We start from the raw sequence: 23,239 nt of genomic DNA, 5'->3' as shown, positions 1-23,239 counted from the left end.
AATTGACCGCCCCCCTGCCCTCCCTACACTCCGGCCGTCGGCTGCTACAGGCAGCTACGGAGAGTGTGAGCAAAGTCATGGCGGAACGGAAGGCCAGAGGGGAAAAGACCGTCCTTTCGCGGCAGGAGATCGCCACGCGCCGCAAGGCGCTCGCGGAGAAGAAGGCCCAGCGGGGGGGAGGCGGCGGCGAGGCGGGTCCCGGCCGCAAGGCCCTCGTCGGCCTGTTCCTGATGGCGGTCTCGGTGTTGTCACTGGTGTCGGTGGCCACCTTCAACGCGAAGGACCGCCGGGGAACGAGCTACCAGAACGCGGTGGGCCCCATCGGCCACCTCATCGCCGACAACCTGCGCGGCCTGCTCGGCTTCTGGGCATATCTGCTGCCCCTGTGTGGGCTCTACGCCGCCATGATCGTCTTCGTGGGCAACCGGGAGCGGCGCCGCTGGCCCCAGATGGTGGCGCTCGTGCTGCTCACCCTGAGCGGCGCGGTGCTCGCCCAGCTCTTCATCGGCAACCAGCCCGGCCAGGCCCATCCGCCCGGCGGCTTCATCGGCGCCACGCTCGGGGGGATGCTGGTGGGCCTCTTCTCCACCGTGGGCACCATCATCCTGGTGACCACCGTGTGCGCCGCCGCCCTCATCGTGGGCACCCAGTACACCTTCCTCAAGCTGTGCTCGCTCGCGTGGAGCGGGGCATGCGCGCTCGGCCAGCGGGTGGAGGCCGCCGCGCTCGCCTTCTGGGAGCAGCAGAAGGAGGCCTACAAGGAGCGCAAGGAGCGCGTCGCCCAGGAGGATGAGGAGGAGGCCGCCTTCCTCGCGCAGATCGAGCAGGAGGAGGCGGAGCTCGAGGAGGCCGAGCAGCTCGTCGCCGAGGCCGAGGCCGCCGAGGCGGAGCTCATGGCCGAGGAGGCCCTGCGCCTGGCGCGTCAGGAGGAAAAGGAGCGCCTGGCGCTCGCGAAGAAGACCGCCAAGGAGGCCAAGGACGCCGCCCGCGACGCGCGCGCCAAGGCCGCCGAGGCGCCCCCCCACGTCCCCAACATCGTCACCGCCCCCGCCGCCAGGCCCGCGCCCGGCGCGGATCCGGTGTGGGCGTCCTTCCTGTCCCCCTCGGGGGCCGCCAACGCCGTGCCCACCGCGCCCGCCGCTCCCCAGCCTCCGCCCGCGGAGGCCGCCAAGGGCAAGCGGGGCAAGGCGCCCAACATCGTCACCGGCCCGGCCGCGGAGGCACTCACCGAGGCCCCCGAGCCCGAGGCTCCGGCCCCGTCGCCCGCCGCGTCCGCCCTGGCGCTCGCCTCGCCCGCGGCGATCGTGCCCGCCGCACCCGCCGCCCAGGCGGCGCGCACCCCGCTCATCGTGGAGCCCAAGGCCCCGCCCAAGCCCACCGCCGTGGTCAAGAAGAAGGAGCACGAGTTCCAGTTCGTGGGCGGGCGCACCAGCTTCTCGCTGCCGCCCCTGGACGTGCTCGCCATCGAGAAGAAGGAGCGCTCGGCGCTCGACAAGGACGCCTTCCTCACCACCGCGGAGAAGCTGCGCGCCAAGCTCGCCGACTTCGGCATCACCGGCGAGGTGGTGGAGATCCGCCCCGGCCCCGTGGTCACCATGTACGAGTTCCTCCCGGGCCCCGGCATCAAGGTGAGCAAGATCGCCGCGCTCCAGGACGACCTGGCCATGGCCATGGAGGCCATGCGCGTGCGCATCGTCGCCCCCATCCCCGGCAAGGGCGTGGTCGGCATCGAGGTGCCCAACCGCGACCGCGAGACCGTCTACCTCAAGGAGATCGCCGAGCAGGACGTGTTCCAGAAGGCCTCGAGCAAGCTCACCATGTGCGTGGGCAAGGACATCGAGGGCATGCCGTACGTCTTCGACCTGGCCAAGGCGCCCCACCTGCTCATCGCCGGTACCACCGGCTCGGGTAAGTCCGTGGCCGTCAACTCCATGATCATGAGCATCCTCCTCAAGTCCACGCCCGAGGAGGTGCGCTTCATCATGGTGGACCCGAAGATGCTCGAGCTGTCCGTCTACGAGGGCATCCCCCACCTGCTGCTGCCCGTGGTGACGGATCCGAAGAAGGCGGCGCTCGCGCTGCGCTGGGCCGTGGAGGAGATGGAGCGGCGCTACCAGATGCTGTCCGAGGCGGGCGTGCGCAACATCGCCGGCTTCAACAAGTTCGTGGAGACCAACGAGGCCGAGCGTGCCTCGCGTGCCACCGAGGCCGCCCCGCGCAAGGCCGCCGCCGCGCCCAAGAAACCCAAGAAGGTGCTCGTGGTGGACGTGGCCACGCCCGAGGATGCCGTCATCGAGGAGCCCACGCCCGCCGCGGCGAGCACGGGTCCGGGCGTCGCCGCGCCCCGCTTCGACGACGACGAGGAGATGCGCGAGGCCCTGCCCGAGTCCGAGGACGCGCCCGAGCAGCAGGGCGCCGAGGAGGCCGACGCGGACGGCGATGACGGCATGGACGAGGCGGTGGACGCCGCGCTCGAGGCCGCGGGCGAGTCCTCCACGCCCGAGGACGAGAAGAAGGAGTGGAAGAAGCTGCCCTACATCGTGGTCATCATCGACGAGCTGGCGGACCTGATGATGGTGGCCAGCCGCGAGGTGGAGACGTACGTGGCGCGCCTGGCGCAGATGGCACGCGCGGCCGGCATCCACCTGATGGTGGCCACGCAGCGCCCGTCCACGGACGTCGTCACGGGCATCATCAAGGCCAACTTCCCCACGCGCATCAGCTTCATGCTGCGCTCCAAGCCGGACTCGATGACCATTCTGGGCACGGTGGGCGCCGAGGCCCTGCTGGGCATGGGCGACATGCTCATCATGCCGCCCACGAGCGCGCACCTGCAGCGCGTGCACGGCGCCTTCGTCTCCGAGAATGAAATCAAGGGGGCGGTGGACCACCTCAAGGCCCAGGGCAAGCCCGTCTACGACGAGTCCATCCTCAAGCCGCGCGACGAGGACGGCGAGGGCGGTGGCGGCGAGGAGGACGACCTGTCCGACGAGCTGTACGATCAGGCGCTGGCCACGGTGAGCGAGATGAAGGCGGTGTCCATCTCCATGCTCCAGCGCAAGATGCGCATCGGCTACAACCGCTCGGCGCGAATGATCGAGCGCATGGAGCGCGATGGCGTGGTGGGCCCGGCGGACGGGGCCAAGCCACGCGAGGTGCTCATCCGAGGCCTGGGCGAGATGGCGGGCGCCTGAGGCCCCCACCTACCCCGGTCTTCCGACGAACGACGCGGCGGGACGCAGGGCCACTCCCGCCGCGGCCTCGATGTCCTCCCGGCAGCGCAGCAGCTCCTCTCGCAGCACGGGGAGCTGCGTCTCGAAGCGCAGGGAGGGCACCGGTATCGACAGGGCATAGCGGGGCCCGGTCGCCAGCCGCAGCGTGACCCCGACGGCACAGATGCCCTCCGTGCGCTCGCCCAGGTCGAAGGCCATTCCCCGCTCGCGCACCTCGCGCAGTTGCGCCAGCAACTGGGGCAGGGAGCGCACCGTGTTCGCCGTCAACGGCTCGATGCGCGAGCCAACGAGCCGGGTGACGTCCTCGTCCGACATCTCCGCGAGCAGCGCCTTGCCATGGGCGGTGCAGTACAGCGGAAAGGAACTGCCCAGGGAGGAGCGCACGCTCAGCTCCCGCTCCGACTGACTGATCGCCACGCAGACGGCCTGATTGCCCTGGAAGACCGACAGGTTGACCGTCTCGTGCACGCGCCGGGTGAGCGCCTCGAGGTGCGGCTGCGCCACGGAGAGCAGATCCGTCTGCGCGGCGGCGGCCAGAAGCGTCAGGGTCGGCCCCAGCCGCACGCCCTCGCCCGTGCGGCCCACCGTCACCAGCTGCTCCTCCGCCAGCGCGCCGACGATGCGCTGCACCGTCGACCGGGGCAGCTCCACCCGCCTGGCGATCTGCCCCAGGCTCAGCCCGTCCGCCTGGCCCGCGAGCGCCCGGAGGATCGCCGCGGCCCGGGCGATCACCTGGATGCTCTCGCCCCGCCGCCCTCCCTCCTTCTCCACCTCGTCCTTCTCCGTCATGGGCTCCTCGGGCCTTCGGATTGACACCCGCTCCCTGGGCTTCTAGTTATGTACCGCCCGACAATACACTGTACCGCATCGTGGTACACCCTTTTGAGGATGCCCTTGCGAATCCGGCCTGGTTCCTTCGCCTTCACCCTGCTGCTGGGCGCGCTCAGCATGCTGCCGCCGTTCTCCATCGACATGGGGCTGCCGGCGCTCCCGGTCATGGCCCAGTCCCTCGGGACGACGTCGGCCGGGGCCTCGCTGTCGCTGAGCCTCTTCATGCTGGGCTTCGCCCTGGCGCCGCTCGTCTACGGGCCCCTGTCGGACCGCTACGGACGGCGGCCGTTGCTGCTGATCGGCTGCACGGTGTTCGTGGTGGCCGGCGTGGGCTGCGCCGTCGCCCATTCCCTGCCGGTCCTCTTGTCCTGGCGCTTCATCCAGGGTGCGGGCGCGGGAGCCGGCTCGGTGCTGGTGCTCGCCATCATCCGAGATCTGTTCGAGGGCGCGACCGCGCGGGCCCGGCTGTCCTACGTCACCCTGGTGATGGGCATCGCGCCCATGGTGGCCCCCACGATCGGCGCCTGGGTGCTGACGGTGGCTCACTGGCGCTTCATCTACGCCACACTGGCCGCGGGCGGCGTGGTGCTCCTGCTGGCGTCGGGGCTCGGCCTGGAGGAGTCCATGCGCCGGGACGCGGGGGCCACCCTGTCGGTGAAGGGGCTCGTGCGCGACTACGGGCAGGCCCTCCGCCACCGGCGCAGCATCGGGTACTCCATCATCAACGCCCTGTCGTTCGGCTGCGCCTTCGCCTACATCTCCGGCTCGTCCCTGGTGTTGATGGACGTGCTGGGCGTCTCCCCCACCGTCTACGGCTTGTGCTTCGCGATCACCGCCGTGGCGTCGATGACGGGCGCGTTCACCAACGGGCGCCTGAGTGCCCGGGGCGTATCCGCCGCCACGCTGCTGAAGGTGGGCATGGCCCTGTGCGTCACCGGCGCCACGGTGCTCGTGCTCATGACCCTGGGCGGAATGGCCCGCCTGGGCACGCTCATGCCCGTGTTCTTCGTGTGCCACTTCAGCATCGGGTTCATCTCGCCCAACGCCACGCACGGGGCGCTCCAGCCCATGGCGAGGATCGCGGGCGTGGCCTCCGCGGTGCTCAGCGGGCTGCGGATGCTCGGGGCCGCGCTCGCCAGCGCGCTCGTGGCCTGGTTCTTCGATGGGCGCAGCGCGCTCGCCGTCACGGGAGTCATGGCGGGCTTCGCGCTCTCCGCCCTGCTCGTCTATGTCCTCCTCGTGCGTCCCGAGGAGCGCCGGGCCGAGCCCACCGCCCTGCCCGTCGAGGCCTGAGCAGGGGAGCGCCGCCCTCCCTTCCCGTGTGGTTGAAGTGGTAGCGCGCGAGGCGGCTTGGTAAGGCGGGGAAATGGCTGAACGTCTCGCCCTCTTCGCCACCACGGCCCGCGGCACCGAGGAACTCCTCGCCGACGAACTCAAGGAACTCGGCGCGCGCCGCATCCGGCAGGACCGGGGAGGTGTGCGCTTCATGGCCTCGCTCGACGAGGCCCTCAAGGTCTGCCTCTGGTCGCGCATCGCCATGCGCGTGCTCTACCCGCTGGGGGAGTTCGAGGCCCGGGGCGCGGACGGCCTGTACGACGCCGTCGCCAGCGTGCCCTGGGAGGAGCACCTCACGCCCGAGACGACCTTCGCGGTGGAAGCCACGCTCAAGGACAGCGAGCACAGCCACACGGGCTTCGTGGCGCTCAAGGTGAAGGACGCGGTGGTGGACCGGATGCGCGACAAGCGCGGCTCGCGGCCGGACGTGGACCCGAAGAACCCGGACGTGCGCGTGGTGGCCCACCTGGTGCGCGAGAAGCTGTCGCTCTCGTTGGACCTGTGCGGCGAGCCCCTGCACCGCCGGGGCTACCGCGTGCGCCCCACCGCGGCCCCCATGAAGGAGACGCTCGCGGCGGCCCTCCTGCGCGCCGCGGGCTATACCGGCGAGGAGGCCCTGGTGGACCCCATGTGCGGCTCGGGGACGATCCTCATCGAGGGGGGCCTCATCGCCCGCCGACGCGCGCCCGGCATCGCCCGGGACTTCGCCGTGGAGAAGTGGCCGCACCTGGGCGCCCGCGCGCGAGAGCTGCTCGAGGACCTGCGCGCGGATGCCCGCCGCCATGAGCGCAAGGTGACCGTGCCGCTGCTCGGCTTCGACAAGGATCCCGAGGCGCTGGAGGCGGCGCGGCGCAACGTGAAGGCGGCGCGGCTATCGGAGGAGATCCGCCTCGAGGAGGGCGACGCGACGAAGCTGCCCGCCCTGCCCGAGCCTCCGGGCCTGCTGCTCACCAACCCGCCCTATGGAGACCGCCTGGGCTCGGGGGGGCAGAAGGGGATGAAGAGCTTCTACTTCAAGCTGGGCGACAGTCTCCGGGCGCAGAAGGGCTGGCGGCTGTTCGTGCTCTCGGGAAACCCGGCCTTCGAGAGCGCCTTCCACGTCCGCCCGAGCACCCGCCGCGAGCTGTGGAACGGCCCCATCGAGTGCACGCTGCTCGGCTACCCGGCCTTCTACACGCGGCCCCCCATGCGGGACCCGGAGAGGCGCTCAGAAGCGCCGCTCGGTGCGCCGCAGCAGCCGGTGGATGTTGCCCCGGTGCGTCCAGAGGATGAGGACGAAGAGCAGGGCTGAGAGCCCGGCGTACTCGAGGGAGGGAGCGGTGAGGGCGGCGACGACGACGGCCGTGACGCCACCGGCCAGCGAGCCCACGGAGCTCACGCGCCAGGCGGCCACGAGGCCCGCGTACACGAACGCCGCGGACAGCGCCGCCAGGGGCACGAGCACCACGAGCACGCCGAGCGCGGTGGCCACGCCCTTGCCGCCCTGGAGCTTGAGCCACACCGGGTAGACGTGGCCGAGGAAGGCCGCGAGCCCCACCGCGGCATGCATGCGGGGCTCGCCGGGCAGGAGCCACAGGGCGAGGCCCACGGCGAGCGCGCCCTTGAGCGCGTCCAGCACGAGCACCACCGCGCCCAGCTTCTTGCCGGCCACGCGGGTGACGTTGGTGGCGCCGATGTTGCCGCTGCCGCTCTGGCGCACGTCCACGCCCCGTACCCAGCGGGTGAGCAATACGCCGAAGGGGATGGAGCCGGCGAGGTAGCCCAGCAGGAGGAGAGCGGCGGAGAGCACGGTGGGGCCCTAGGCAAGCAGGTGGGGGAACTTCGTCACCACCACGACCCAGGTGTAGTTGAGGAGGACGACGATGACGCCGACGATGCGCACCCAGTGCCACTCCCGGGGGGAGAGCTGGAGCTCGGGCACGGGCATGGCGAAGACGAGGTGGAGCACCGTCACCACGACCATGAGGGCGAAGAAGAAGGCGGCCACCGTGCCCAGGGGATTGGCCTGCCAGGCGAGGGCGAACTGGAAGTGGGCGACCCGATCCGCCACGCGCGTGAGCCCGCAGCCCAGGCAGGGCCAGCCGGTCGTCTCGCGGAAGGCACACCCCCAGAAGGGGATGAGCTTCGCCACGGGGATGTAGCGGGCGACGAGCAGACCGACGAGCCCCAACAGGCCGAGCACGTCGCTCGCCCCGAAGGTGCGGTTGGGCTTGGGCAGGTGGACCTTCACGTCCAGCAGTGTACTCGGGAAGCCGGGCATCTTGCCCGCCCAAAGGCTTCGGGCTATCGGTGAGGGATGAAGACCTTCCGCGCGACCCTGGTGACGCTGTTCGCTCTTCCCCTCGTGGCGCTCGCCGGCAACCCGGCCGCCGGGCAGAAGCCCGCCGCGAAGCTCGCCGTCCAGGAGGACTGCCCCCACCCGAAGGAGGCCGCCGCCGACGCCAGGCCCAATGCCGGCTGGACGCTGACGCGCGGCGAGGCCCTCAAGGGCGCCCCGGCGGTGAAGCTCGCCGACCTGCTGGCCAAGCCCCAGCCCCACGATGGCAAGACGGTGCGGGTGGAGGGCCAGGTGCGCAAGGCCTGCCAGAAGAAGGGCTGCTGGATGGAGCTGGCCACCGGGGACAAGGGCGCCGGGGTGCGAGTGACGTTCAAGGACTATGGCTTCTTCGTGCCGGTGGACTCGGCGGGCTCGCAGGCGCGCGTGGAGGGCGTGGTGAAGGTGTCCGAGCTGAGCGAGGCGATGGCCAGCCACTACGAGGCCGAGGGCGCCATCGTTCCCCGGGGCGCCGACGGCAAGCCGCGCGAGGTGCAGCTGGTGGCCACCGGTGTCGAGCTGCGCCGCTGATGGCGCGCGGCTTCAGCATGAGGGGCGTGATGGGCGCGGCCGATCGGGCCGTGCAGCACGCCCGGACGTGGTTGCAATCGGCCGAGCCCGGCTCGCGCGTCCATGACGTGCAGGAGGACCCCCGCTTCCAGCACCGGGGTGTGGATCTGCTCTGGGAGCTGCCCTCGGGAGAGGTGCGCGGCATCGAGGTGAAGGGCGACCGGCAGCCCCGCCGCAAGCGCTACTTCTTCGAGCTGGTGTCCAACCTGGAGCGGGACACACCGGGCTGCTTCCTCTACAGCGGCGCGGACCTCATGGTGTACGTGTTCCTCGTGCAGAACGAGCTGCACGTGCTGCCACTCAAGGCGGTGCGCGAGTGGTTCCTGCCGAGGGCGAAGGGGTACGAGCTGCGGCACACCTTCACGCAGACGGGCGCCATCCGCTACACGACGGTGGGCGCGGTGGTGCCGGTGAAGGACGTGCAGGAGGCGGTGCCCGGGGTGAAGCACATCCCCCTGCCCCGCCGGGGCGACGCGCGGGAAGAGCCCGCCCCCGACGCGGCGGTGGCCGAGACCCCGCTCCCCGCGCCCGAGCGGCCCGAGGAGGACGTGCCCTACTGAGGGCCTCCCCTCCCGCGCGTGAGGGCGGGAGGGGCCGCGGCCGGGCACCGGCTCAGTGGTCGTGGTGCTGGTGCTGGCGCTTGTGGTTCGGGTGGGCCTCGTCGTGCGCCTTCTCGATGCGGGTGCGATCCTGGGCGAGCGCGGTGAGCGCGGTCCGGTCACCGAGCTGCTTGTAGGCGTGCTCCAGGCGGGCAGTGACGTCCAGCGCCATGTGCCAGTCCTGGATGCGCTCGGCCTCCTCGAGGAGCGGACGGCCCACGGCGGCCACCTTGTCGTTGGCGCCCAGGTGCAGCAGGGCATCCACGGCGAGCACGCGCGAGAGCGGCGTGCGCGAGCCCTCCCCGGCCACCTTCAGCAGATCCTCGAGCGCCGCGTCGCGCTCGCCCCGGGCGGCGCGGATGATGGGCTTGGACACGCCCCGGCGATCCGGCAGGAGGAACTCCTCCAGGTCCGCGAAGGAGTCGGCGGCCTCGGTGTGACCCGCCTTGGAGAGCATCTCGGCCAGGTCATCGAACGCGCGGGCGGCGCGCTCGTCGAACACCCGGAGGGCCTCCTGCATGAAGCCGGGCTCGGGCTCGCCCTTGTCGTTGAGGGGCACGCGCTGGCGCACCGCGTTGATGCGCTCGAAGGCGGGAGCCACGGCGGCCTGGGCCCCTCCCTGGAGCAGCGCCCCGAGCGCGCCCATGAGCTGGGCGAGGCTCTCGGAGAGCTCGTAGGGGGCGAGCCGGTCGGACAACCAGCGCCGCCACAACTCACCCGCGGCGGCGAACGGGAAGGGGGCGAACTGGCCCGTGCCCTTCCACGACGCCAACCATCCCTGGGCGATGCCCGTGGGGTATTGCTTCTCGGCCAGTTGGCGGAAGTCCGCCTCCTGCACCTGGACACCGTAGTGCCCGAGCGTGCCGATGATGGCCTCCGTCGAGTAATCCTTCAGTCCCTTGCGCTGCCACGCCTTGTCCACCCGATCCGTGCTCACTGCGGCTGCAAGCCTCCTGGCGCCTGGGAGCGGCGCATGCGGCCTTCTAACAGACAGCGGCAGGCGGGGGGCAAGGGCGGCACGCGCCAACCGTCAAGCGGCGGTCGGAGCCACCCCGTCCACGACGGGCCAGGTGATGGCCTTGCGCCGGCCATCCTCCACGCGGCGGGCCATATAGGGCCGGCAGCCGCGCTCCTGGAAGGCGCGCTTGAAGGCCGCGAAGCTCCCTCCGGCCTTCCACGCGTCCATGGCGGCCAGCCCTGCCTCGGGGCCGCACTGGGCGAGCATGTACTCCACCCAGGCCCACCGGGCCGAGGTGGGCCGCACTTCCGCCCTCCCCTTGAGGCCCCGCCGCAGCCGCTCCAGCCGGGACTCCACCTCGCGGATGCCGGCGAAGGGCGCGCCATCCAGGGGGGTGTTGCGCTTGGCCACGAAGGGCGCCACGCCCAGGGCCACGGGCATGATGCGCGAGAGCTCCGTGGTGAAGCGGGCCAGCTCGTCCACGTCCGCGTCCTCCTCCAGGGGCAGGCCCACGACGTTGTACACCTTGAGCTGGCGCATGCCGGCCGTCCTGGCGAAGTTCGCCGCGCGGACGATCTGCTCCTCGGAGTGCTTGCGGTCCACCAGGTCGCGCATGCGCTGCGAGGCGCCATCCGCGGCCACGGTGAGGTTGGTGGCGCCGCCGCGCCGCAGTTGATCCACCAGTTCCTGGGTGAGCCGGTCCGCGCGCAGCGAGGAGACGCCCACCTCGCGTCCGGCGTCCACCAGGGTGCGCAGCAGCTCGACGATGCGGGGATGATCCGTCACCGCCGCGCCCACCAGGCCCACGCGCCGGGCGTGCTCGGGAATGAGCGAGAGCACGCGCTCGGGCGGCACGGTGCGCATGCCGCCGTTGGTGGTGCGCCGCATGACGCAGTAGTGGCACCCGCGCGAGCAGCCACGCTCCGGCTCGATGAGGAACATCGAGCGCAGCTCCGTGTGGGGCGTGATGATGGCCGAGCGCGCGGGCAGCCGCGCGTCGGTGCTCTTGGCGACGTGGTAGCGCGCCCCGCCACGTCCCGGCACCCGGAAGCCGGGGATGCCGGCCAGGTGGGTGAGCAGCGCGTCCTTGTCCATGGACGGCGCCGCGTCCAGGAGCACGTGGATGAGATCCTCCGCCTCGCCCTGCACGAGCACGTCCACGAAGGGCTCGAGCGGATCCGGATTGGAGAAGGTGAGCGGGCCGCCCGCGACGATGAGGGGATGGCGCTCGGAGCGCTCCTCCTTGAGCAGGGGGATGCGGGCCAGCTCCAGCATGGAGAAGAGCCCCGTGAGCTCCAGCTCGTACGCCACCGAGAAGGCCAGCAGGGGGAACTCGGAGACGGGGGACTGGGTCTCCAGCGTGAAGAGCGGCGTGCGCGTGCGCCGGTATTCCTCCACGTCGTCGGGCAGGAAGGCCCGCTCGGCCGTCACCCCGGCATGGGCATGCACCTCGCCGTAGATGGCCTGGTAGCCGAGCGAGCTCATGCCCACGTGGTAGGGGCTGGGGTAGCAGAGCGCGACCCGGTAGGGGGCGTCCTTGTAGAGCGTCCCCTGCTCGTCGGCGAGCAGGGCCTGGGCGCGTTCAACGAGTGAGTACCGACGCTCCATGCACCTTCCTGGGCAACCGTGAGACCACGGACCTCCATAACACCGCGGCCCTGGCACGCCACTCCCATGGGGAGGGACGACCAGGGCCGCGATTCACTTCCACCCGGCGAGCAACGGGCCAGGCACCAGCGAGGAGCCGGTTACTGGACCACCTTGAAGGCCGGAACGCCCTTGTCCGGGTTGGGCACGCATCCGCCACGGGGCGTGACGGAGATGACGTTGCCGTCGTCGTCCCGCTTCACGAGCGGCGGGCCGATGTCCGCGATGCACACCGCGTCGAAGTCCGGGTTGAGGCCCGAGCCCTCGGCGCAACGAGAAGCCGCGTTCTCGGGCGTCTGGTTCTTGAATGCATCCACGCTGCACGGCACCTGGGGCCACAGGGCGAGCATCGTGTACTCGCACGACTCGCCGCTGGTGCCCGTCGAGTACCGGACCTTCGCGCTCAACTGGGTGCCCGGAGCCGAGGGCGCCGAGTAGACCTTCACGTCCTCATACGCGTAGGACACCGACTCCGCGGGGATGTCTTCCTCCACGTTGTCCGCGGCGACGGTGACCGCCCGCGCATCGACCTTGGCCGGAGCGAAGCCCCCCGCGTCACACAGGCCCTGCTCGTTCGGCTCGTCATCCAGGGTGGCCGACAGGCTGGTGGCCACCTTGGGGTCCGCGACCCGGAGCTGCTCGTTCTCGTCCTTGTCCACGAAGGACACGAGGGACGCCGCACCCGCCGGGCGGATCGCCAGGCGCGTGGGCTGAACCGCCTGGCCCTGCGTCGGGCACGCGGCGCTCTTGTCCGGGCAGGGATCGATGTACTTGAAGACGCCGATCGCCTCACCCTTGAGGTTGCTGCACGACTTGCCGGCATCCGCGGGGTTCAGGAAGTACCCCGCCTGCCAGTAAGCATCCGTGGCGTCCTGCACCTGGCAGCCGGCGGACGGCTGCTTGAAGTCGCATCCGGAGAAGGCACCGGCCAGACCCAGGATGGCTACCGCGGTCGTAATACGCTTGCTCATGTCTCGTGATCCCATCGGTAGCGTTCTCAGAAGGTGTACTTGAGACCCAGGCGGATCTGCCGCGGAGCCTGGTAGATGGTCGCCTGCTTGAAGTTCTTGTTCACCTTGTCCGCCGGCAGCGGGGTGCCCGCGACCGTCGTCACCTTGTCCGGGGTCAGCTCACCCTCGATCCCGCCCGTGATGGGCAGCACGTCCTCGTTGGCGTAGATCTGATCCACCTGCGTGTACTGCTGGAAGTTGAAGATGTTGAACACGTCCAGGCTGAGCGACAGCACGTTGCTCCGGGTCACGCGGTAGTTCACGCCGATGTTGCCATCGATGTTGTGAACCCAGGGCGTGCGGCCCGCGGTGCCACGGGGGAGGATGAACGCCTCGCTCGTGCCGTAGGTGGGGTGACCGCCGAGGTAGCTGATGGGCGTGCCCGAGTTGCCGCGGTACGACAGACCGAGGCTGCCCGTCAGGTTGTTGGTGAAGTTGAACTCCTTGGCACCGAAGAGCTTGACGGAGTGGGTGCGGTCGTAGGGCAGCAGGCCCGTGCGGTTCTCCAGCAGCTCGACCAGGTCGAAGTCCGAGTTGGTGTTCGGATCGAGCTGATCGTTCTCCGGACGGAACAGACCGGCGTAGTTGCCGTACAGACGCGACCACGTGTAGCTCGCCTGCGCCAGCCAGCCATCCGTGAAGTTGCGGGTGAGGAACACCGACACCGCGTCGTAGTCACGCGTGGCCTTCGGGAACTCCCCCTTGGTGAAGCCGGAGCCCGGGTTGCCGAGGAAGTACGTGTTGCCACCATCGCGGCTCATGTCCTCGATGACCGAGTTCATGCTGCGGTGGGTATAGGTGGCGCCCAGGCGGGTGTTGGCCAGCACTTCGTACTCGGCGCCGAAGAGCAGCTCGTCCGAGGACTGGGGCTGGATGTTGGGGTCCACCGGCGTCGCGTCGGCCTTGCCGCCCAGGAAGCTGAAGCTGGGGTTCAGGTCGCTGTACGAGTTGATCTGCGCCAGGTTGCCACCGGACAGGCACGCGCGCTGACCCTCGGGCGTGTCGATGTTGGTCGCATCGCACTTGCCCGCACCCGGGTTGCGGTAGGCGACGTAGCGCTGCTCGGTGGGGAAGCCACGGTCGAGCAGGTTGATGGGCACCTGCTCGTAGTAGCGCGCGAAGTTGGCGTACACCTTCATGCGGCCGTTGGCCATCGGGTCGACGATCACACCCAGGCGCGGGGAGATCTGATTGCCGAGCACGAAGGCCAGCTCCTGGCCGCCGTTGCCGTACAGCCACTGGGAGTCGTAGCGCACACCCACGTTGAACGTCACGCGGTTGGCGATCGTCCAGCTGTCCTGGATGAAACCACCCGCGGTGGTGCTGGCGGAGTTGGCCGTCTGGGTGAGCTGGTTCGTCGAGGCATCCGGACCCGACAGGAAGCCGTAGCGGCGGTAGTCCTGCCACAGGGTGCTGCTCGTTCCCTCGCGCAGGTACACGCCGCCCGTGTAGGCACGGACGTTGTTGTAGTTGAGCCGCTCGATGTCGATGCCCGCCTTGAACACGTGGCTGCCCAGGGCCTTGAGCAGGTAGGTGACCTTGGCGTTACCCTGCACGCGGTCCAGCAGGGCGTCCTTGATGAGGCCGGGACCGCCCGAGTAGTAGTTGCTGGACGAGTTGCTGGCCGGGCAGGCCACCGTTCCACCCTTGCCGTCCTCGCACAGCGCCCCGATGTTCGGGATCTCCGGCTCGTAGAAGGCGATGGGGCGGGGCTGGCGGTACCACACCAGCGCGAGGCCCGCGGCCCCCGTCGTGTCACCCGGCCGCGAGCCATCCGCGGGCAGGGAGGCGGACGTCTGGTGGAACCAACCGAGGTTGGCGTCCACCAGGACGTTCTTGTCGTTGAAGGCACCGGCGTACTTGAGGGCCGCCGAGGTGGTGCTCGTCAGCTCCTGGATGTTGGCGAACGCCGCACTGCCCGGCTTCCCGTTGAAGCGCTCCGGCAGCAGGCCCGACTGCGGATCGATCGCGAACACGCCGCGGCCACCGGACGAGCTCGGCGTGCCGGCGATCGACACGGAGACGTTGTGGTCCTGGTTGAGCAGGTAGGTCAGCTTGCCGAGGTACTGCACCGACTGGGCCTGGACACCGTACTGGCTCGACGAGTTCGGGATGAGCTCGGTCCGCTCGAAGCCACGCTCATCCGTCAGAACGGTCGGATTGCCCTTCGCGTCCAGCACCGGAGCGCCGCTCGCGTCCCGCTCGATCAGGAGGCGGTTGAGGGTGCGCGTGTGGGTGTAGCTGGTGTAGGACGGAGCCACGCCGGCGAAGAACCAGAGCCTGTCCTTGAGGATGGGACCGCCCAGGGTGGCGCCCACGTCGCCCAGGAAGTTCAGCGCGTTCTGACCGGCGACGACCGAGGCGGCCTGACGCACCGTGGCGCGCGGACCCTCGGCGAAGCCCGGGGTGACGGTGCCGTAGATGGAGCCGTGGAACTCGTTGGAGCCCGACTTCGTCACCGCGTTGATCACACCGCCCGTGGAGCGGCCGTACTCCGGCATGTAACCGCCGGTGATGATGTTCACGTCCTGCACGAACTCCACGCTCAGGGGGCTCGCGTTGACGCCGAAGGCGGGATCGTTCGTCGACAGGCCATCCACCACGTAGCCGTTCTCGGGCGAGGTGGTGCCGTTGATGGACACGCCGTACGAGTCGCTCTGCGCGCCCGGAGCCAGCTCGGCCAGGCTCTCGAAGGAGCGCGCGCCGCCGCCCTTGCCGCCCGGACGGTTCACCGCGATGCGCTTGATGAAGTCCTGGTCCACGTTGACGCCCGTGCTCGTCGAGCCGACGTCGATGGTGGGCGGCGTGCCCGTCAGGACGATCTCCTCGGTGAAGCCCTCGGGCAGCAGCTCCACGTTCACCCGGATGGTGCGATCCAGTCGCAGCTGCACTTCCGAGCGCGAGAAGGGCCGGAACGACTCCTTGTCGAAGCGCAGGGTGTAGACGCCAGGCGGAAGCTGGGGAATACGGTACTGCCCCTGAGCGTCCGTTATGACAGTCTGCTCACCTTGCAGATTGGGAGAAGTGGCCGTGACCACGACGTCCGCTACGGGCTTCTTGTTGTCAGCGTTGACAACACTTCCGATGATGACGCTGTCGGCGTAGGCCGCGGTGCTGTACGTCAAGCCCGCAATTACGACCGCTCCAGTCGCCCGGAGCATCCGTCTGACTTGCATGCTGGGAACCCCTCCAAGGTGGGCTACGGTGCAGCAAAAAGCGTCGGGCAAAATATCTGAGGTGACCTTGTTGTCAACACGACGTTGATTTTTGCTGATGCCTGGGGCATTGCCCGATCACACAGGTGGTCTTTCCCCAGGTGGGGTCACTTGCACCCGTCCGCGGTTTTTGTATGGTAGCGCGCCTTTTGCGATCCGGGCGGGATGTGGTGGGTGTCCACCCGAGTTCAGGAGCGTTACCGCATGTTCGACTCTGTCCTTGACCGAGGGCAAGGGCCCAAGTCCCGATTCGGAGTGGGTGCCGTCGTCTCGGTGGTGCTGCACGTCGCGCTGGTGGGTGGCATCGCGTGGTTGTCGATGCGGCCTCCGAAAGAGGAAGAGAAGGAAGTCGAGGTGACGTTCAAGCAGGCCATGGCGCCTCCGGTGGCCGCGCCGCCGCCGCCGCCCCCTCCCCCTCCTCCGGCCTCGAAGAAGACTCCCACCAAGAAGCCCACGGTGAAGAAGCCGGACACCATCGTCCAGCCCAAGGAAATCCCCCAGGAGAAGCCGCCCGAGGTGGAGCCGGAGCCGGCCGCCGAGGAAGAAGAGGCGACCGAGGAAGAGGTCGAAGGCGGAGTTGAAGGCGGTGTGGCGGGAGGCGTCGTCGGCGGAGTGATTGGCGGTGTGGTCGGTGGCGTGCTCGGTGGCCAGGTGGGTGGCACCGGCACGGACGTGTTGCCCTTCGGCGCGGGAATGACCCGCCCCGAGAAGCTGTCGGGTCCTCAGCCGCAGTACACCCGCGAGGCCCTCGAGGCCCATGTCCAGGGTCTCATGATCGTCAAGTGCGTCATCACCACCGAAGGCAAGGTCGAGCGCTGCCGCATCATCAAGCCGCTGCCGCACATGGAACAGGCCGTGTTGGACTCGCTGTATGCCCAGCGCTACAAGCCGGTGACGTTCCAGGGTCGGCCCGTCCAGGTCGACTACACCTTCAACATCCGCCTGAGCATGCCGCGCTGAGCCAGCGCCGCCACTCCCCAGTCATCACGCCGTATCCAACTGCGCTCGAGGAGGAGCGCTTCCCCCCACCATGGATTTCTCCCTTACCCACATCTGGCAGTCCACGGGCCTCTTCGCCCGTTTCATCATCTTCACCCTCGCCTTCATGTCCGTGTCGTCCCTGGTCGTGATGGCCGAGCGCATCATCGTCTTCCGCAAGACGCGCAAGGACTCGCGCGATTTCGCCGCGAAGATGGGAGCCATCCTCGCCAAGGGCGATCTGGCCCAGGCCGCGGGCGCCAACCTCGGCAAGGACGTGGGTCACCTGGGCCGCGTGATCAACTCGGGCCTGACCGCCTACCGCATCAGCCCCTCCAACAAGGACGTGGCGGTGGAGTCGGTGGCGCGCGCGCTCGAGCGCCAGGCGCAGCGTGAGGTGCAGAGCCTCAAGCGCGGCCTGGGCGTGCTGGCCACCGTGGGTTCCACGGCCCCGTTCGTCGGTCTGCTCGGCACCACGATGGGTATCGTGAACGCCTTCCAGCAGATGGCCACCGCGGGCGCGGGCGGTCTGGGCACCATCTCCGCCGGTATCTCCGAGGCGCTCATCACCACGGCCTTCGGTCTGCTCGTGGCCATCCCCGCCGTGATCGCCTACAACTTCCTGTCCGGTTGGGTGGACTCGCGCTCGGTGGACATCTCCGAGTCCTCCAACGAGTTCCTGGACGTGGTGGCGCGGCACTTCGGTGGCTCGCACACCGCTTCGCAGGGCTAAGACCCCCCACGAAAGCCTCCGGCCCGCCTCCTCGGCGGGGCTCTCCTTGAGTCCAGAGCTCCCCCGGGCCGGGGCTTTCCCTCTTCCAAGCAGCAGGTGCACGCATGGGTATGTCAGCAGGAGGCCCTCAAGGGGGGCCCAAGAGCGAGATCAACGTCACGCCCCTGGTGGACGTGGTGCTGGTGCTGCTCATCATCTTCATGGTCGTCACGCCCATGCTCCAGCGTGGCAAGTCCGTCACCCTCCCCAAGGCCGCCAAGGTCGAGGAGGAGAAGAAGAGTGGCGAGGATCCCGATCCCATCATCCTCTCCGTCACCGCGGACAAGAAGACGTTCGTGGAACAGGACGAGTACGACGCGGCGGCGCTGGAGTCCAAGCTCAAGGACACCCTCGCCTACCTGCCCAACAAGAAGATCCTCCTCAAGGGTGACAACACCCTCACCGTGGGTGACATCCGCCAGGTGATGGAGATCACTCGCAAGGCCAAGGCCAAGAAGATCTTTCTCGGCGTCGAGGAGCAGAAGAACTAGCCATGTCCGCCCGCCGCCAGTTCGTCAAGCCCAGCACCCCCCCCAACTCGGAAATCAACGTCACGCCCCTGGTGGACGTGGTGCTGGTGCTGCTCATCATCTTCATGGTGCTCACGCCGCTGCTCGAGAAGGACATCGAGGTGCGCATCCCGGAGACCGAGGAAGTCCCCCCGCCTCCGGACGACACGCCCGACACCCAGCTCATCGTCAAGCTGGACCCCTCGGGCGCCTTCTCCATCAACACCGAGCCCGTGTCCGAGGCCGACTACGTCGGCAAGCTCAAGCGCATGCTGAGCGCCAAGAAGAAGGAGGACCGCATCGTCTTCTTCGTGGCGGATGACAAGGCCAACTACGGCAAGCTCGTGGCCGCCTTCGACGGCGCCAAGCAGGCCGGCGCCTTCGTGCTCGGCATGGCCACCGAGGACATCCCCGCCGCCGCTCCGGCTGGCGCCCCCGGCGAGGTGCCCCCGCGCCCCCGGCCCCTCCCGCGCCCCCTACTCCCTGAGTCACCTTGACGCGGTTCCCACGCCCGGGCTCGTCGGCTAGAGTCTGAGATTCTCATGGCCGACGAGCTCCTGGTTTTCGAGCAGACCATCGAGGCGGTTTTCGTGCGCGCCCTCCACGGGCGCCTGTCCCCCGCCTGCCGGGAGCGCTTGCGTCAGGCGGGGCTCGACCTCGAGCAGAAGCTCCGCCCGGCGTACGCCTTCGCCTCCTGGATGACGTTCCTGCGCATCGTGGCGGAGGAGCTCTATCCCCAGCTTCCCCTGGAGGAGAGCGCCTTCAAGCTCGGCGAGGCCTATATGGATGGCTATCGCGAGACGATGCTCGGCCGCGCGGTGCTGTCGCTCTTGCGCGTGCTGGGGCCACGGCGCGCCCTCATGCGCGCCACCCAGCACTTCCGCTCGGGCAACAACTACACCGAGTCACGTCTCAAGGAGCTGGGGCCGCGCAAGTTCGAGCTGTGGATGAACGAGGTCGGCTCCCTGCCCTCGTTCACCGCGGGCATCATCCACGCGGGCCTGCGCACCGCCGGCGTGGAGAACCTGCGCATCGAGCTGACCGGCTACGACGGCCACGCCTGCACCTACTGCATCAACTGGAGCGACGCCTCGGTCTCCTCGGGCGTGGCCGGCAACGGGGACTCCAAGGCCGCCACCAGGTCCGGATCCATCAACTCCCTGTAGATCCACTCGGCGATGAGCCCCGTCACCATCCAGATGGGCAGGATGTAGAGCGACGTCATCTCCCACATGATGGCCCCCGGGTCCGCGTAGTACCAGATGCGGTAGCCCGTCAGCTTCTCCAGGACCACGCCACTGAAGCCCTCGAAGAAGAGGATGGCGAAGCCGTAGAGCACCGCGCGCAGGAGCGTGGGGTGGCGGAAGGTGCGCCGGTAGATGGCCTCGATGAAGAAGAAGCAGGCCACCCCGTAGATGAGGAACATCCACAGCGAGCACTGGCCGTAGGCCGTCGAGACGGGCGTCTGCCAGATGGTGTTGAGCCCCAGCCGATCATCCACTCGCCACTGGAAGCGGAAGAGCATCTCCAGCACCGGGATGTGCTGCGCGACGCGCACCAGGTTGTAGAAGAAGATCTCCGAGGACAGGCCCACCATTCCATAGAGACAGAAACGGAAGAGGCCGAACGTGAACTTCAGCCGCGCGTTGCGCTTGAGATTGGCGCGGCGGATGTGAAAGGAGTGAGACGTGGAGTCCGAGTGTGGGGCCGGTGTGGTGTGTTCCATGCGGCCCGAGGTTAGCTGAACTCCCGTCCGTTCGTAAGATTCCCCAGGAGCGAAACTCCTGGACTTCCGCGGCCCTCCCTGCATGGACACGCCGTCCCATCGACAGGACACGTGGGGACGGGCCTCCCCGGGGGTCCGCGCCGGTACGCACCTTGCTCCCTTCCCCGCGGGACTCTTGACGAGGACGGGACATGCTGGCGCGGGTGCGGTCGGGCGCGTTGATGGGAATCGACGCGGTGGTGGTGGAGTGTGAGGTCGATATGGCCCTGGGGCTGCCGTACTTCTCCGTCGTGGGGCTGCCGGAGGGCGCGGTGCGCGAGTCCAAGGTGCGGGTCGTCTCCGCGCTGAAGAACTGCGGCTTCGAGCTGCCCTCCAAGCGCATCACGGTGAACCTGGCGCCCGCGGACATCCGCAAGGAAGGCGCCGCGTTCGAGCTGCCCATCGCGCTGGGGGTGCTCGCGGCGGCGAAGCTCATGCCCGAGGAGCCCCTGTCGCACTACCTCTTCGGCGGAGAGCTGTCGCTGGATGGTGGGGTGAAGCCCATCAAGGGGGTGTTGCCGCTGGCGGTGGCGGCCCGGGATGGGGGCTACCAGGGGGTGATGGTGCCCGAGGCGAACGCGGCCGAGGCCTCGCTCGTGCAGGGGCTGCGCGTGGTGGCCATCCGCCACCTGCGCGAGGCCGTGGACCACCTGATCGGCGACAAGCCCCTCGCGCCCTTCACCCGCGAGCACCTCCCTCCCCCACGCGGACGCCCGCGCGCGGCGCCCCTGGACATGTCCGAGGTGCGCGGGCAGGCCGACCTGAAGACGGCGCTGGAGCTCGCCGCCGCCGGAGGACACAACGTCCTGTTCTGCGGGCCACCTGGCTCGGGCAAGACGATGCTCGCGCGGCGGCTGCCCGGCATCCTCCCCACCATGGGGTTCGACGAGGCGCTGGAGGTGACGAAGATCTACTCCGTGCTCGGGCTGCTGGGGGACACCCCCGCGCTGATGCACGAGCGGCCCTTTCGCGCCCCCCACCACACCATCTCCGACGCAGGCCTCGTGGGCGGCGGCCCCGCCACCCGGCCCGGCGAACTCTCCCTCGCGCACCACGGCGTGCTCTTCCTCGACGAGCTGCCCGAGTTCCGCAAGAACGTGCTGGAGGTGCTGCGCCAGCCCCTGGAGGAAGGCTCCATCCACCTGGCGCGCGCCATCCAGCATGTCACCTATCCCTGCCGGGTGATGCTGGTGGCGGCGATGAACCCCTGTCCGTGCGGCTACTTCAACGTCCCCGGCCGCACCTGCACGTGCCCGGAGTACCGGGTGCATGACTACCACTCGCGGGTGAGCGGGCCGCTGCTCGACCGGATCGACATCACCCTGCAGACGCGCCCCGTGGAGTACCGCCACATCGCCCGCCCCGGCGACGAGGAGCCGCCGAGCACGTACTACCGCGAGCGCGTGGAGGCCGCGCGCGAGCGCCAGCGGGCCCGCTTCCGCGAGGAGCCCGGCGTGCACTGCAACGCCCAGATGCCGGCGCGGCTGCTGCACCGCTACTGCAAACCCGCGCCCCGGGCCGAGCGGATGCTCGAGCGGGCCGTGCGCCAGTTCGGCCTGTCCGCGCGCGCCCATGATCGCATCCTCAAGCTGGCGCGCTCCCGGGCGGACCTCGAGGGACACGAGCGCATCGAGGACATGGACATGCACCTGGCCATCGACTGCCGGCAGATGGATCGCCGCGGCTGGTTGCACGCCAACCTCCAGGGCGGTCCCCCTCCCCGCCAGGAACTCCCCGGCCCCTGGCCCCAGCCCGAGGACTCCTGACCCTCCCCTCCGCCGCGCGGGACGGCTCGGGCGGAACGAGACGCCCGAGGTCAGGTGCTCCCGGGTGACCGCGCACGGCACACCGCTTGCTCGAGAGCCTCTCGTCCCACGGGCTCCCTTCCGGAGCGCGGCGGGGCCCCCGGTGACGGGCGGCGAGGAGCGACGGATGAACAAGCTGACGGAGAAGTTGAAGGCGGTGGCGGCGGCGGTGGCGGCGATCGAGAAGCAGTTCGGCAAGGGGGCGGTGATGCCGTTGGGGGGCGAGGCGCGCGAGCAGAAGGTGGCGGTGATTCCCTCGGGCTCGGTGGGGCTGGATCGGGCGCTCGGGGTGGGGGGCTACCCGCGCGGCCGCGTGGTGGAGCTGTTCGGCAACGAGTCCTCGGGCAAGACGACGCTCACGCTGCATGCCATCGCCCAGGTGCAGGCCCAGGGCGGCGTGGCGGCCTTCATCGACGCGGAGCACGCGCTGGACGTCAACTACGCGCGCAAGCTGGGCGTGCGCGTGGAGGAGCTGCTCATCTCCCAGCCGGACACCGGTGAGCAGGCGCTGGAGATCACCGAGCAGCTCGTGCGCTCGGGCGCGGTGGATCTCATCGTGGTGGACTCGGTGGCGGCGCTGGTGCCGCGCGCGGAGATCGAGGGGGAGATGGGGGATGCGCACATGGGCGTGCAGGCGCGGCTGATGAGCCAGGCGCTGCGCAAGCTCACGGGGGCGGTGAGCCGCTCGGGCTGCTGCATCATCTTCATCAATCAGATCCGCATGAAGATCGGCGTGGTGTTCGGCAACCCGGAGACGACCACGGGAGGCAACGCGCTGAAGTTCTACTCGTCGGTGCGCCTGGAGATCCGCCGCACGAGCAACCTCAAGGACGGCGAGAGCGTGGTGGGGACGAGGGCGAAGGTGAAGGTGGTGAAGAACAAGGTCGCCCCGCCCTTCCAGGAAGCGGAGTTCGACGTGCTCTACGGCCTGGGCATCCACCGCGCGGGCGAGGTGCTGGACCTGGGGGTGCAGACGGGGCTGGTGGACAAGGCGGGCAGCCACTTCAGCCTGCGCGGCGAGCGCATCGGCCAGGGCCGGGACCGGGCCACCGAGTGGCTGCGCGAGCACCCGGACGCGCTGGAGTCTCTCGCCCGGGAGCTGGCGGGCATGCTCCCCGCCGCGGCCCCCTCCACCCCGAGCGCCGAGGCGGAGGTGCCCACGGCGCAGGCCTAGGCGTCGGGCAACACGAGCGACGCGGGCAGCGCGAGCAGACGCTGGCCCGCGCGCAGGAAGAGCCGGCCCTGGGCGTCCTGCTCCATCAGCTCGCCCAACTGGTACTGGGCATCCCGGGAGAAGCGCGCCCGGGCCCGGCCGCCCTTCACCTGGCACTCCAACACGCCCTCGGCGCCCACCCCGAGGCCCGAGGGCTCCAGGGCCTCGGCGGTGCGGTCGCTCAGGCGCACGGAGACGCGCTCGTCCGGGGTGACGTCCACGGTGCGCACCTCATAGGCCGCGTCCTCCACCTGGACGTAGCACCAGTCGTTGCCAATCCGGAGCTGGTAGCGGCCCGTGTCGTCCAGGTGCAGGGAGCTGTTGAAGAGTTCGATGATGCGCGGGTGCTCGATGGGCTCGTCGTCGTGCCACCAGCGCAGCCGGGCATCCAGGCGGATGCCACTGTCCTCGCGGGTGTGCCAGCGCTTGCCCGAGGGGGGCCCGGCGGCGGGAGGTGGGGTCGGAGGAGTGTCGCTCACGCCCTG

At 69.7% G+C, this 23,239-nt stretch carries 21 protein-coding genes; 12 read left to right on the top strand and 9 right to left on the bottom strand.

Going from position 1 to position 23,239, the window contains the following annotated elements; all coding sequences use genetic code 11:
• The first annotated feature begins 77 nt into the window (after positions 1-77).
• Positions 78-3,194, top strand: coding sequence for a DNA translocase FtsK (locus tag CYFUS_RS10805; RefSeq protein WP_095985146.1), 3,117 nt, complete (start codon positions 78-80; stop codon positions 3,192-3,194).
• 9 nt (positions 3,195-3,203) lie between these two features.
• On the opposite strand, the gene CYFUS_RS10800 is transcribed toward CYFUS_RS10805, so the two are convergent.
• Complete coding sequence (locus CYFUS_RS10800) at positions 3,204-4,022, bottom strand: IclR family transcriptional regulator (RefSeq protein WP_095985145.1); 819 nt, start codon at positions 4,020-4,022, stop codon at positions 3,204-3,206.
• Between the two features lie 105 nt (positions 4,023-4,127).
• On the opposite strand from CYFUS_RS10800, the gene CYFUS_RS10795 reads away from it, so the two are divergent.
• Together CYFUS_RS10795 and CYFUS_RS10790 are read left to right on the top strand one after the other, a co-directional pair.
• The gene (locus CYFUS_RS10795) at positions 4,128-5,357 is read left to right on the top strand and encodes a multidrug effflux MFS transporter (protein WP_095991934.1); all 1,230 of its coding nucleotides are present in this window, start codon (positions 4,128-4,130) and stop codon (positions 5,355-5,357) included.
• A gap of 73 nt (positions 5,358-5,430) precedes the next feature.
• The gene (locus CYFUS_RS10790) at positions 5,431-6,690 is read left to right on the top strand and encodes a THUMP domain-containing class I SAM-dependent RNA methyltransferase (protein WP_095985144.1); all 1,260 of its coding nucleotides are present in this window, start codon (positions 5,431-5,433) and stop codon (positions 6,688-6,690) included.
• Here the strand turns inward: CYFUS_RS10790 and plsY are convergent.
• Together plsY and CYFUS_RS10780 are read right to left on the bottom strand one after the other, a co-directional pair.
• Positions 6,607-7,188, bottom strand: coding sequence for a glycerol-3-phosphate 1-O-acyltransferase PlsY (plsY, locus tag CYFUS_RS10785; protein ID WP_095985143.1), 582 nt, complete (start codon positions 7,186-7,188; stop codon positions 6,607-6,609). The two genes, CYFUS_RS10790 and plsY, sit on opposite strands and share 84 nt — an antisense overlap.
• Positions 7,189-7,197: 9 nt before the next feature.
• Entirely contained in the window at positions 7,198-7,659 is a 462-nt protein-coding gene (locus tag CYFUS_RS10780) for a DUF2752 domain-containing protein (protein ID WP_198316534.1), read from the bottom strand.
• Positions 7,660-7,695: 36 nt separating this feature from the next.
• On the opposite strand from CYFUS_RS10780, the gene CYFUS_RS10775 reads away from it, so the two are divergent.
• Positions 7,696-8,244: a DUF4920 domain-containing protein gene (locus CYFUS_RS10775; protein ID WP_095985142.1), complete on the top strand. Its 549-nt coding sequence runs from the start codon at positions 7,696-7,698 to the stop codon at positions 8,242-8,244.
• Positions 8,244-8,843 (top strand): hypothetical protein, encoded by a 600-nt coding sequence (locus CYFUS_RS10770; protein WP_095985141.1) that lies wholly within the window; start codon positions 8,244-8,246, stop codon positions 8,841-8,843. The genes CYFUS_RS10775 and CYFUS_RS10770 overlap by 1 nt, the downstream gene beginning before the upstream one ends.
• Positions 8,844-8,895: 52 nt before the next feature.
• Here CYFUS_RS10770 and CYFUS_RS10765 read toward each other — a convergent pair whose 3' ends face one another.
• From CYFUS_RS10765 to CYFUS_RS10750, 4 genes are all read right to left on the bottom strand, one after another.
• A complete protein-coding gene (locus tag CYFUS_RS10765) occupies positions 8,896-9,819 on the bottom strand; it encodes a hypothetical protein (RefSeq protein ID WP_198316533.1) in 924 nt (307 codons plus the stop codon).
• Between the two features lie 93 nt (positions 9,820-9,912).
• A complete protein-coding gene (locus CYFUS_RS10760) occupies positions 9,913-11,448 on the bottom strand; it encodes a radical SAM protein (protein ID WP_095985140.1) in 1,536 nt (511 codons plus the stop codon).
• A 140-nt stretch (positions 11,449-11,588) separates the two neighbouring features.
• The gene (locus tag CYFUS_RS10755) at positions 11,589-12,458 is read right to left on the bottom strand and encodes a hypothetical protein (RefSeq protein ID WP_095985139.1); all 870 of its coding nucleotides are present in this window, start codon (positions 12,456-12,458) and stop codon (positions 11,589-11,591) included.
• 26 nt (positions 12,459-12,484) lie between these two features.
• On the bottom strand, positions 12,485-15,673 hold the full coding sequence (locus CYFUS_RS10750; RefSeq protein WP_095985138.1) for a TonB-dependent receptor: 3,189 nt from the start codon (positions 15,671-15,673) through the stop codon (positions 12,485-12,487).
• A 243-nt stretch (positions 15,674-15,916) separates the two neighbouring features.
• Here CYFUS_RS10750 and CYFUS_RS10745 point away from each other — a divergent pair, with 243 nt between their 5' ends.
• From CYFUS_RS10745 to CYFUS_RS10725, 5 genes are all read left to right on the top strand, one after another.
• On the top strand, positions 15,917-16,672 hold the full coding sequence (locus CYFUS_RS10745; protein ID WP_095985137.1) for an energy transducer TonB: 756 nt from the start codon (positions 15,917-15,919) through the stop codon (positions 16,670-16,672).
• 70 nt (positions 16,673-16,742) lie between these two features.
• Positions 16,743-17,423, top strand: a complete 681-nt coding sequence (locus tag CYFUS_RS10740; protein WP_095985136.1) for a MotA/TolQ/ExbB proton channel family protein — start codon at positions 16,743-16,745, stop codon at positions 17,421-17,423.
• Between the two features lie 104 nt (positions 17,424-17,527).
• Positions 17,528-17,953, top strand: coding sequence for an ExbD/TolR family protein (locus CYFUS_RS10735; RefSeq protein ID WP_095985135.1), 426 nt, complete (start codon positions 17,528-17,530; stop codon positions 17,951-17,953).
• 2 nt (positions 17,954-17,955) lie between these two features.
• On the top strand, positions 17,956-18,468 hold the full coding sequence (locus CYFUS_RS10730; RefSeq protein WP_232537493.1) for an ExbD/TolR family protein: 513 nt from the start codon (positions 17,956-17,958) through the stop codon (positions 18,466-18,468).
• 45 nt (positions 18,469-18,513) lie between these two features.
• Positions 18,514-19,137 (top strand): DUF2378 family protein, encoded by a 624-nt coding sequence (locus CYFUS_RS10725; RefSeq protein WP_095985134.1) that lies wholly within the window; start codon positions 18,514-18,516, stop codon positions 19,135-19,137.
• On the opposite strand, the gene CYFUS_RS10720 is transcribed toward CYFUS_RS10725, so the two are convergent.
• A complete protein-coding gene (locus tag CYFUS_RS10720; protein ID WP_095985133.1) occupies positions 19,038-19,697 on the bottom strand; it encodes a hypothetical protein in 660 nt (219 codons plus the stop codon). The genes CYFUS_RS10725 and CYFUS_RS10720 overlap by 100 nt on opposite strands.
• Positions 19,698-19,888: 191 nt before the next feature.
• On the opposite strand from CYFUS_RS10720, the gene CYFUS_RS10715 reads away from it, so the two are divergent.
• Both CYFUS_RS10715 and recA read left to right on the top strand, forming a co-directional pair.
• Complete coding sequence (locus CYFUS_RS10715; RefSeq protein WP_095985132.1) at positions 19,889-21,502, top strand: YifB family Mg chelatase-like AAA ATPase; 1,614 nt, start codon at positions 19,889-19,891, stop codon at positions 21,500-21,502.
• Between the two features lie 166 nt (positions 21,503-21,668).
• Positions 21,669-22,715 carry a recombinase RecA gene (gene recA, locus CYFUS_RS10710; RefSeq protein WP_095985131.1) on the top strand — a complete coding sequence of 349 codons (1,047 nt, stop codon included), beginning with the start codon at positions 21,669-21,671 and terminating at the stop codon, positions 22,713-22,715.
• Here the strand turns inward: recA and CYFUS_RS10705 are convergent.
• A complete protein-coding gene (locus CYFUS_RS10705) occupies positions 22,712-23,233 on the bottom strand; it encodes a DUF1285 domain-containing protein (RefSeq protein ID WP_095985130.1) in 522 nt (173 codons plus the stop codon). The two genes, recA and CYFUS_RS10705, sit on opposite strands and share 4 nt — an antisense overlap.
• Positions 23,234-23,239 lie beyond the last annotated feature (6 nt).

This window comes from Cystobacter fuscus (assembly GCF_002305875.1).
GTDB classification, from domain to species: Bacteria; Myxococcota; Myxococcia; order Myxococcales; family Myxococcaceae; genus Cystobacter; species Cystobacter fuscus_A.
This window is presented reverse-complemented; position numbering and strand designations above follow the sequence as displayed.

What these genes read in the sequence shown, in the direction of transcription:
- CYFUS_RS10770 (WP_095985141.1), top strand. Translation starts at nt 8,244, where the DNA reads ATGGCGCGCGGCTTCAGCATGAGGGGCGTGATGGGCGCGGCCGATCGG.
- CYFUS_RS10725 (WP_095985134.1), top strand. Translation starts at nt 18,514, where the DNA reads ATGGCCGACGAGCTCCTGGTTTTCGAGCAGACCATCGAGGCGGTTTTC.
- CYFUS_RS10805 (WP_095985146.1), top strand. Translation starts at nt 78, where the DNA reads ATGGCGGAACGGAAGGCCAGAGGGGAAAAGACCGTCCTTTCGCGGCAG.
- CYFUS_RS10735 (WP_095985135.1), top strand. Translation starts at nt 17,528, where the DNA reads ATGGGTATGTCAGCAGGAGGCCCTCAAGGGGGGCCCAAGAGCGAGATC.
- CYFUS_RS10715 (WP_095985132.1), top strand. Translation starts at nt 19,889, where the DNA reads ATGCTGGCGCGGGTGCGGTCGGGCGCGTTGATGGGAATCGACGCGGTG.
- CYFUS_RS10730 (WP_232537493.1), top strand. Translation starts at nt 17,956, where the DNA reads ATGTCCGCCCGCCGCCAGTTCGTCAAGCCCAGCACCCCCCCCAACTCG.
- CYFUS_RS10760 (WP_095985140.1), bottom strand. Translation starts at nt 11,448, where the DNA reads ATGGAGCGTCGGTACTCACTCGTTGAACGCGCCCAGGCCCTGCTCGCC.
- CYFUS_RS10775 (WP_095985142.1), top strand. Translation starts at nt 7,696, where the DNA reads ATGAAGACCTTCCGCGCGACCCTGGTGACGCTGTTCGCTCTTCCCCTC.
- CYFUS_RS10745 (WP_095985137.1), top strand. Translation starts at nt 15,917, where the DNA reads ATGTTCGACTCTGTCCTTGACCGAGGGCAAGGGCCCAAGTCCCGATTC.
- CYFUS_RS10720 (WP_095985133.1), bottom strand. Translation starts at nt 19,697, where the DNA reads ATGGAACACACCACACCGGCCCCACACTCGGACTCCACGTCTCACTCC.
- CYFUS_RS10755 (WP_095985139.1), bottom strand. Translation starts at nt 12,458, where the DNA reads ATGAGCAAGCGTATTACGACCGCGGTAGCCATCCTGGGTCTGGCCGGT.
- CYFUS_RS10740 (WP_095985136.1), top strand. Translation starts at nt 16,743, where the DNA reads ATGGATTTCTCCCTTACCCACATCTGGCAGTCCACGGGCCTCTTCGCC.
- CYFUS_RS10800 (WP_095985145.1), bottom strand. Translation starts at nt 4,022, where the DNA reads ATGACGGAGAAGGACGAGGTGGAGAAGGAGGGAGGGCGGCGGGGCGAG.
- CYFUS_RS10750 (WP_095985138.1), bottom strand. Translation starts at nt 15,673, where the DNA reads ATGCAAGTCAGACGGATGCTCCGGGCGACTGGAGCGGTCGTAATTGCG.
- CYFUS_RS10780 (WP_198316534.1), bottom strand. Translation starts at nt 7,659, where the DNA reads ATGCCCGGCTTCCCGAGTACACTGCTGGACGTGAAGGTCCACCTGCCC.
- CYFUS_RS10790 (WP_095985144.1), top strand. Translation starts at nt 5,431, where the DNA reads ATGGCTGAACGTCTCGCCCTCTTCGCCACCACGGCCCGCGGCACCGAG.
- recA (WP_095985131.1), top strand. Translation starts at nt 21,669, where the DNA reads ATGAACAAGCTGACGGAGAAGTTGAAGGCGGTGGCGGCGGCGGTGGCG.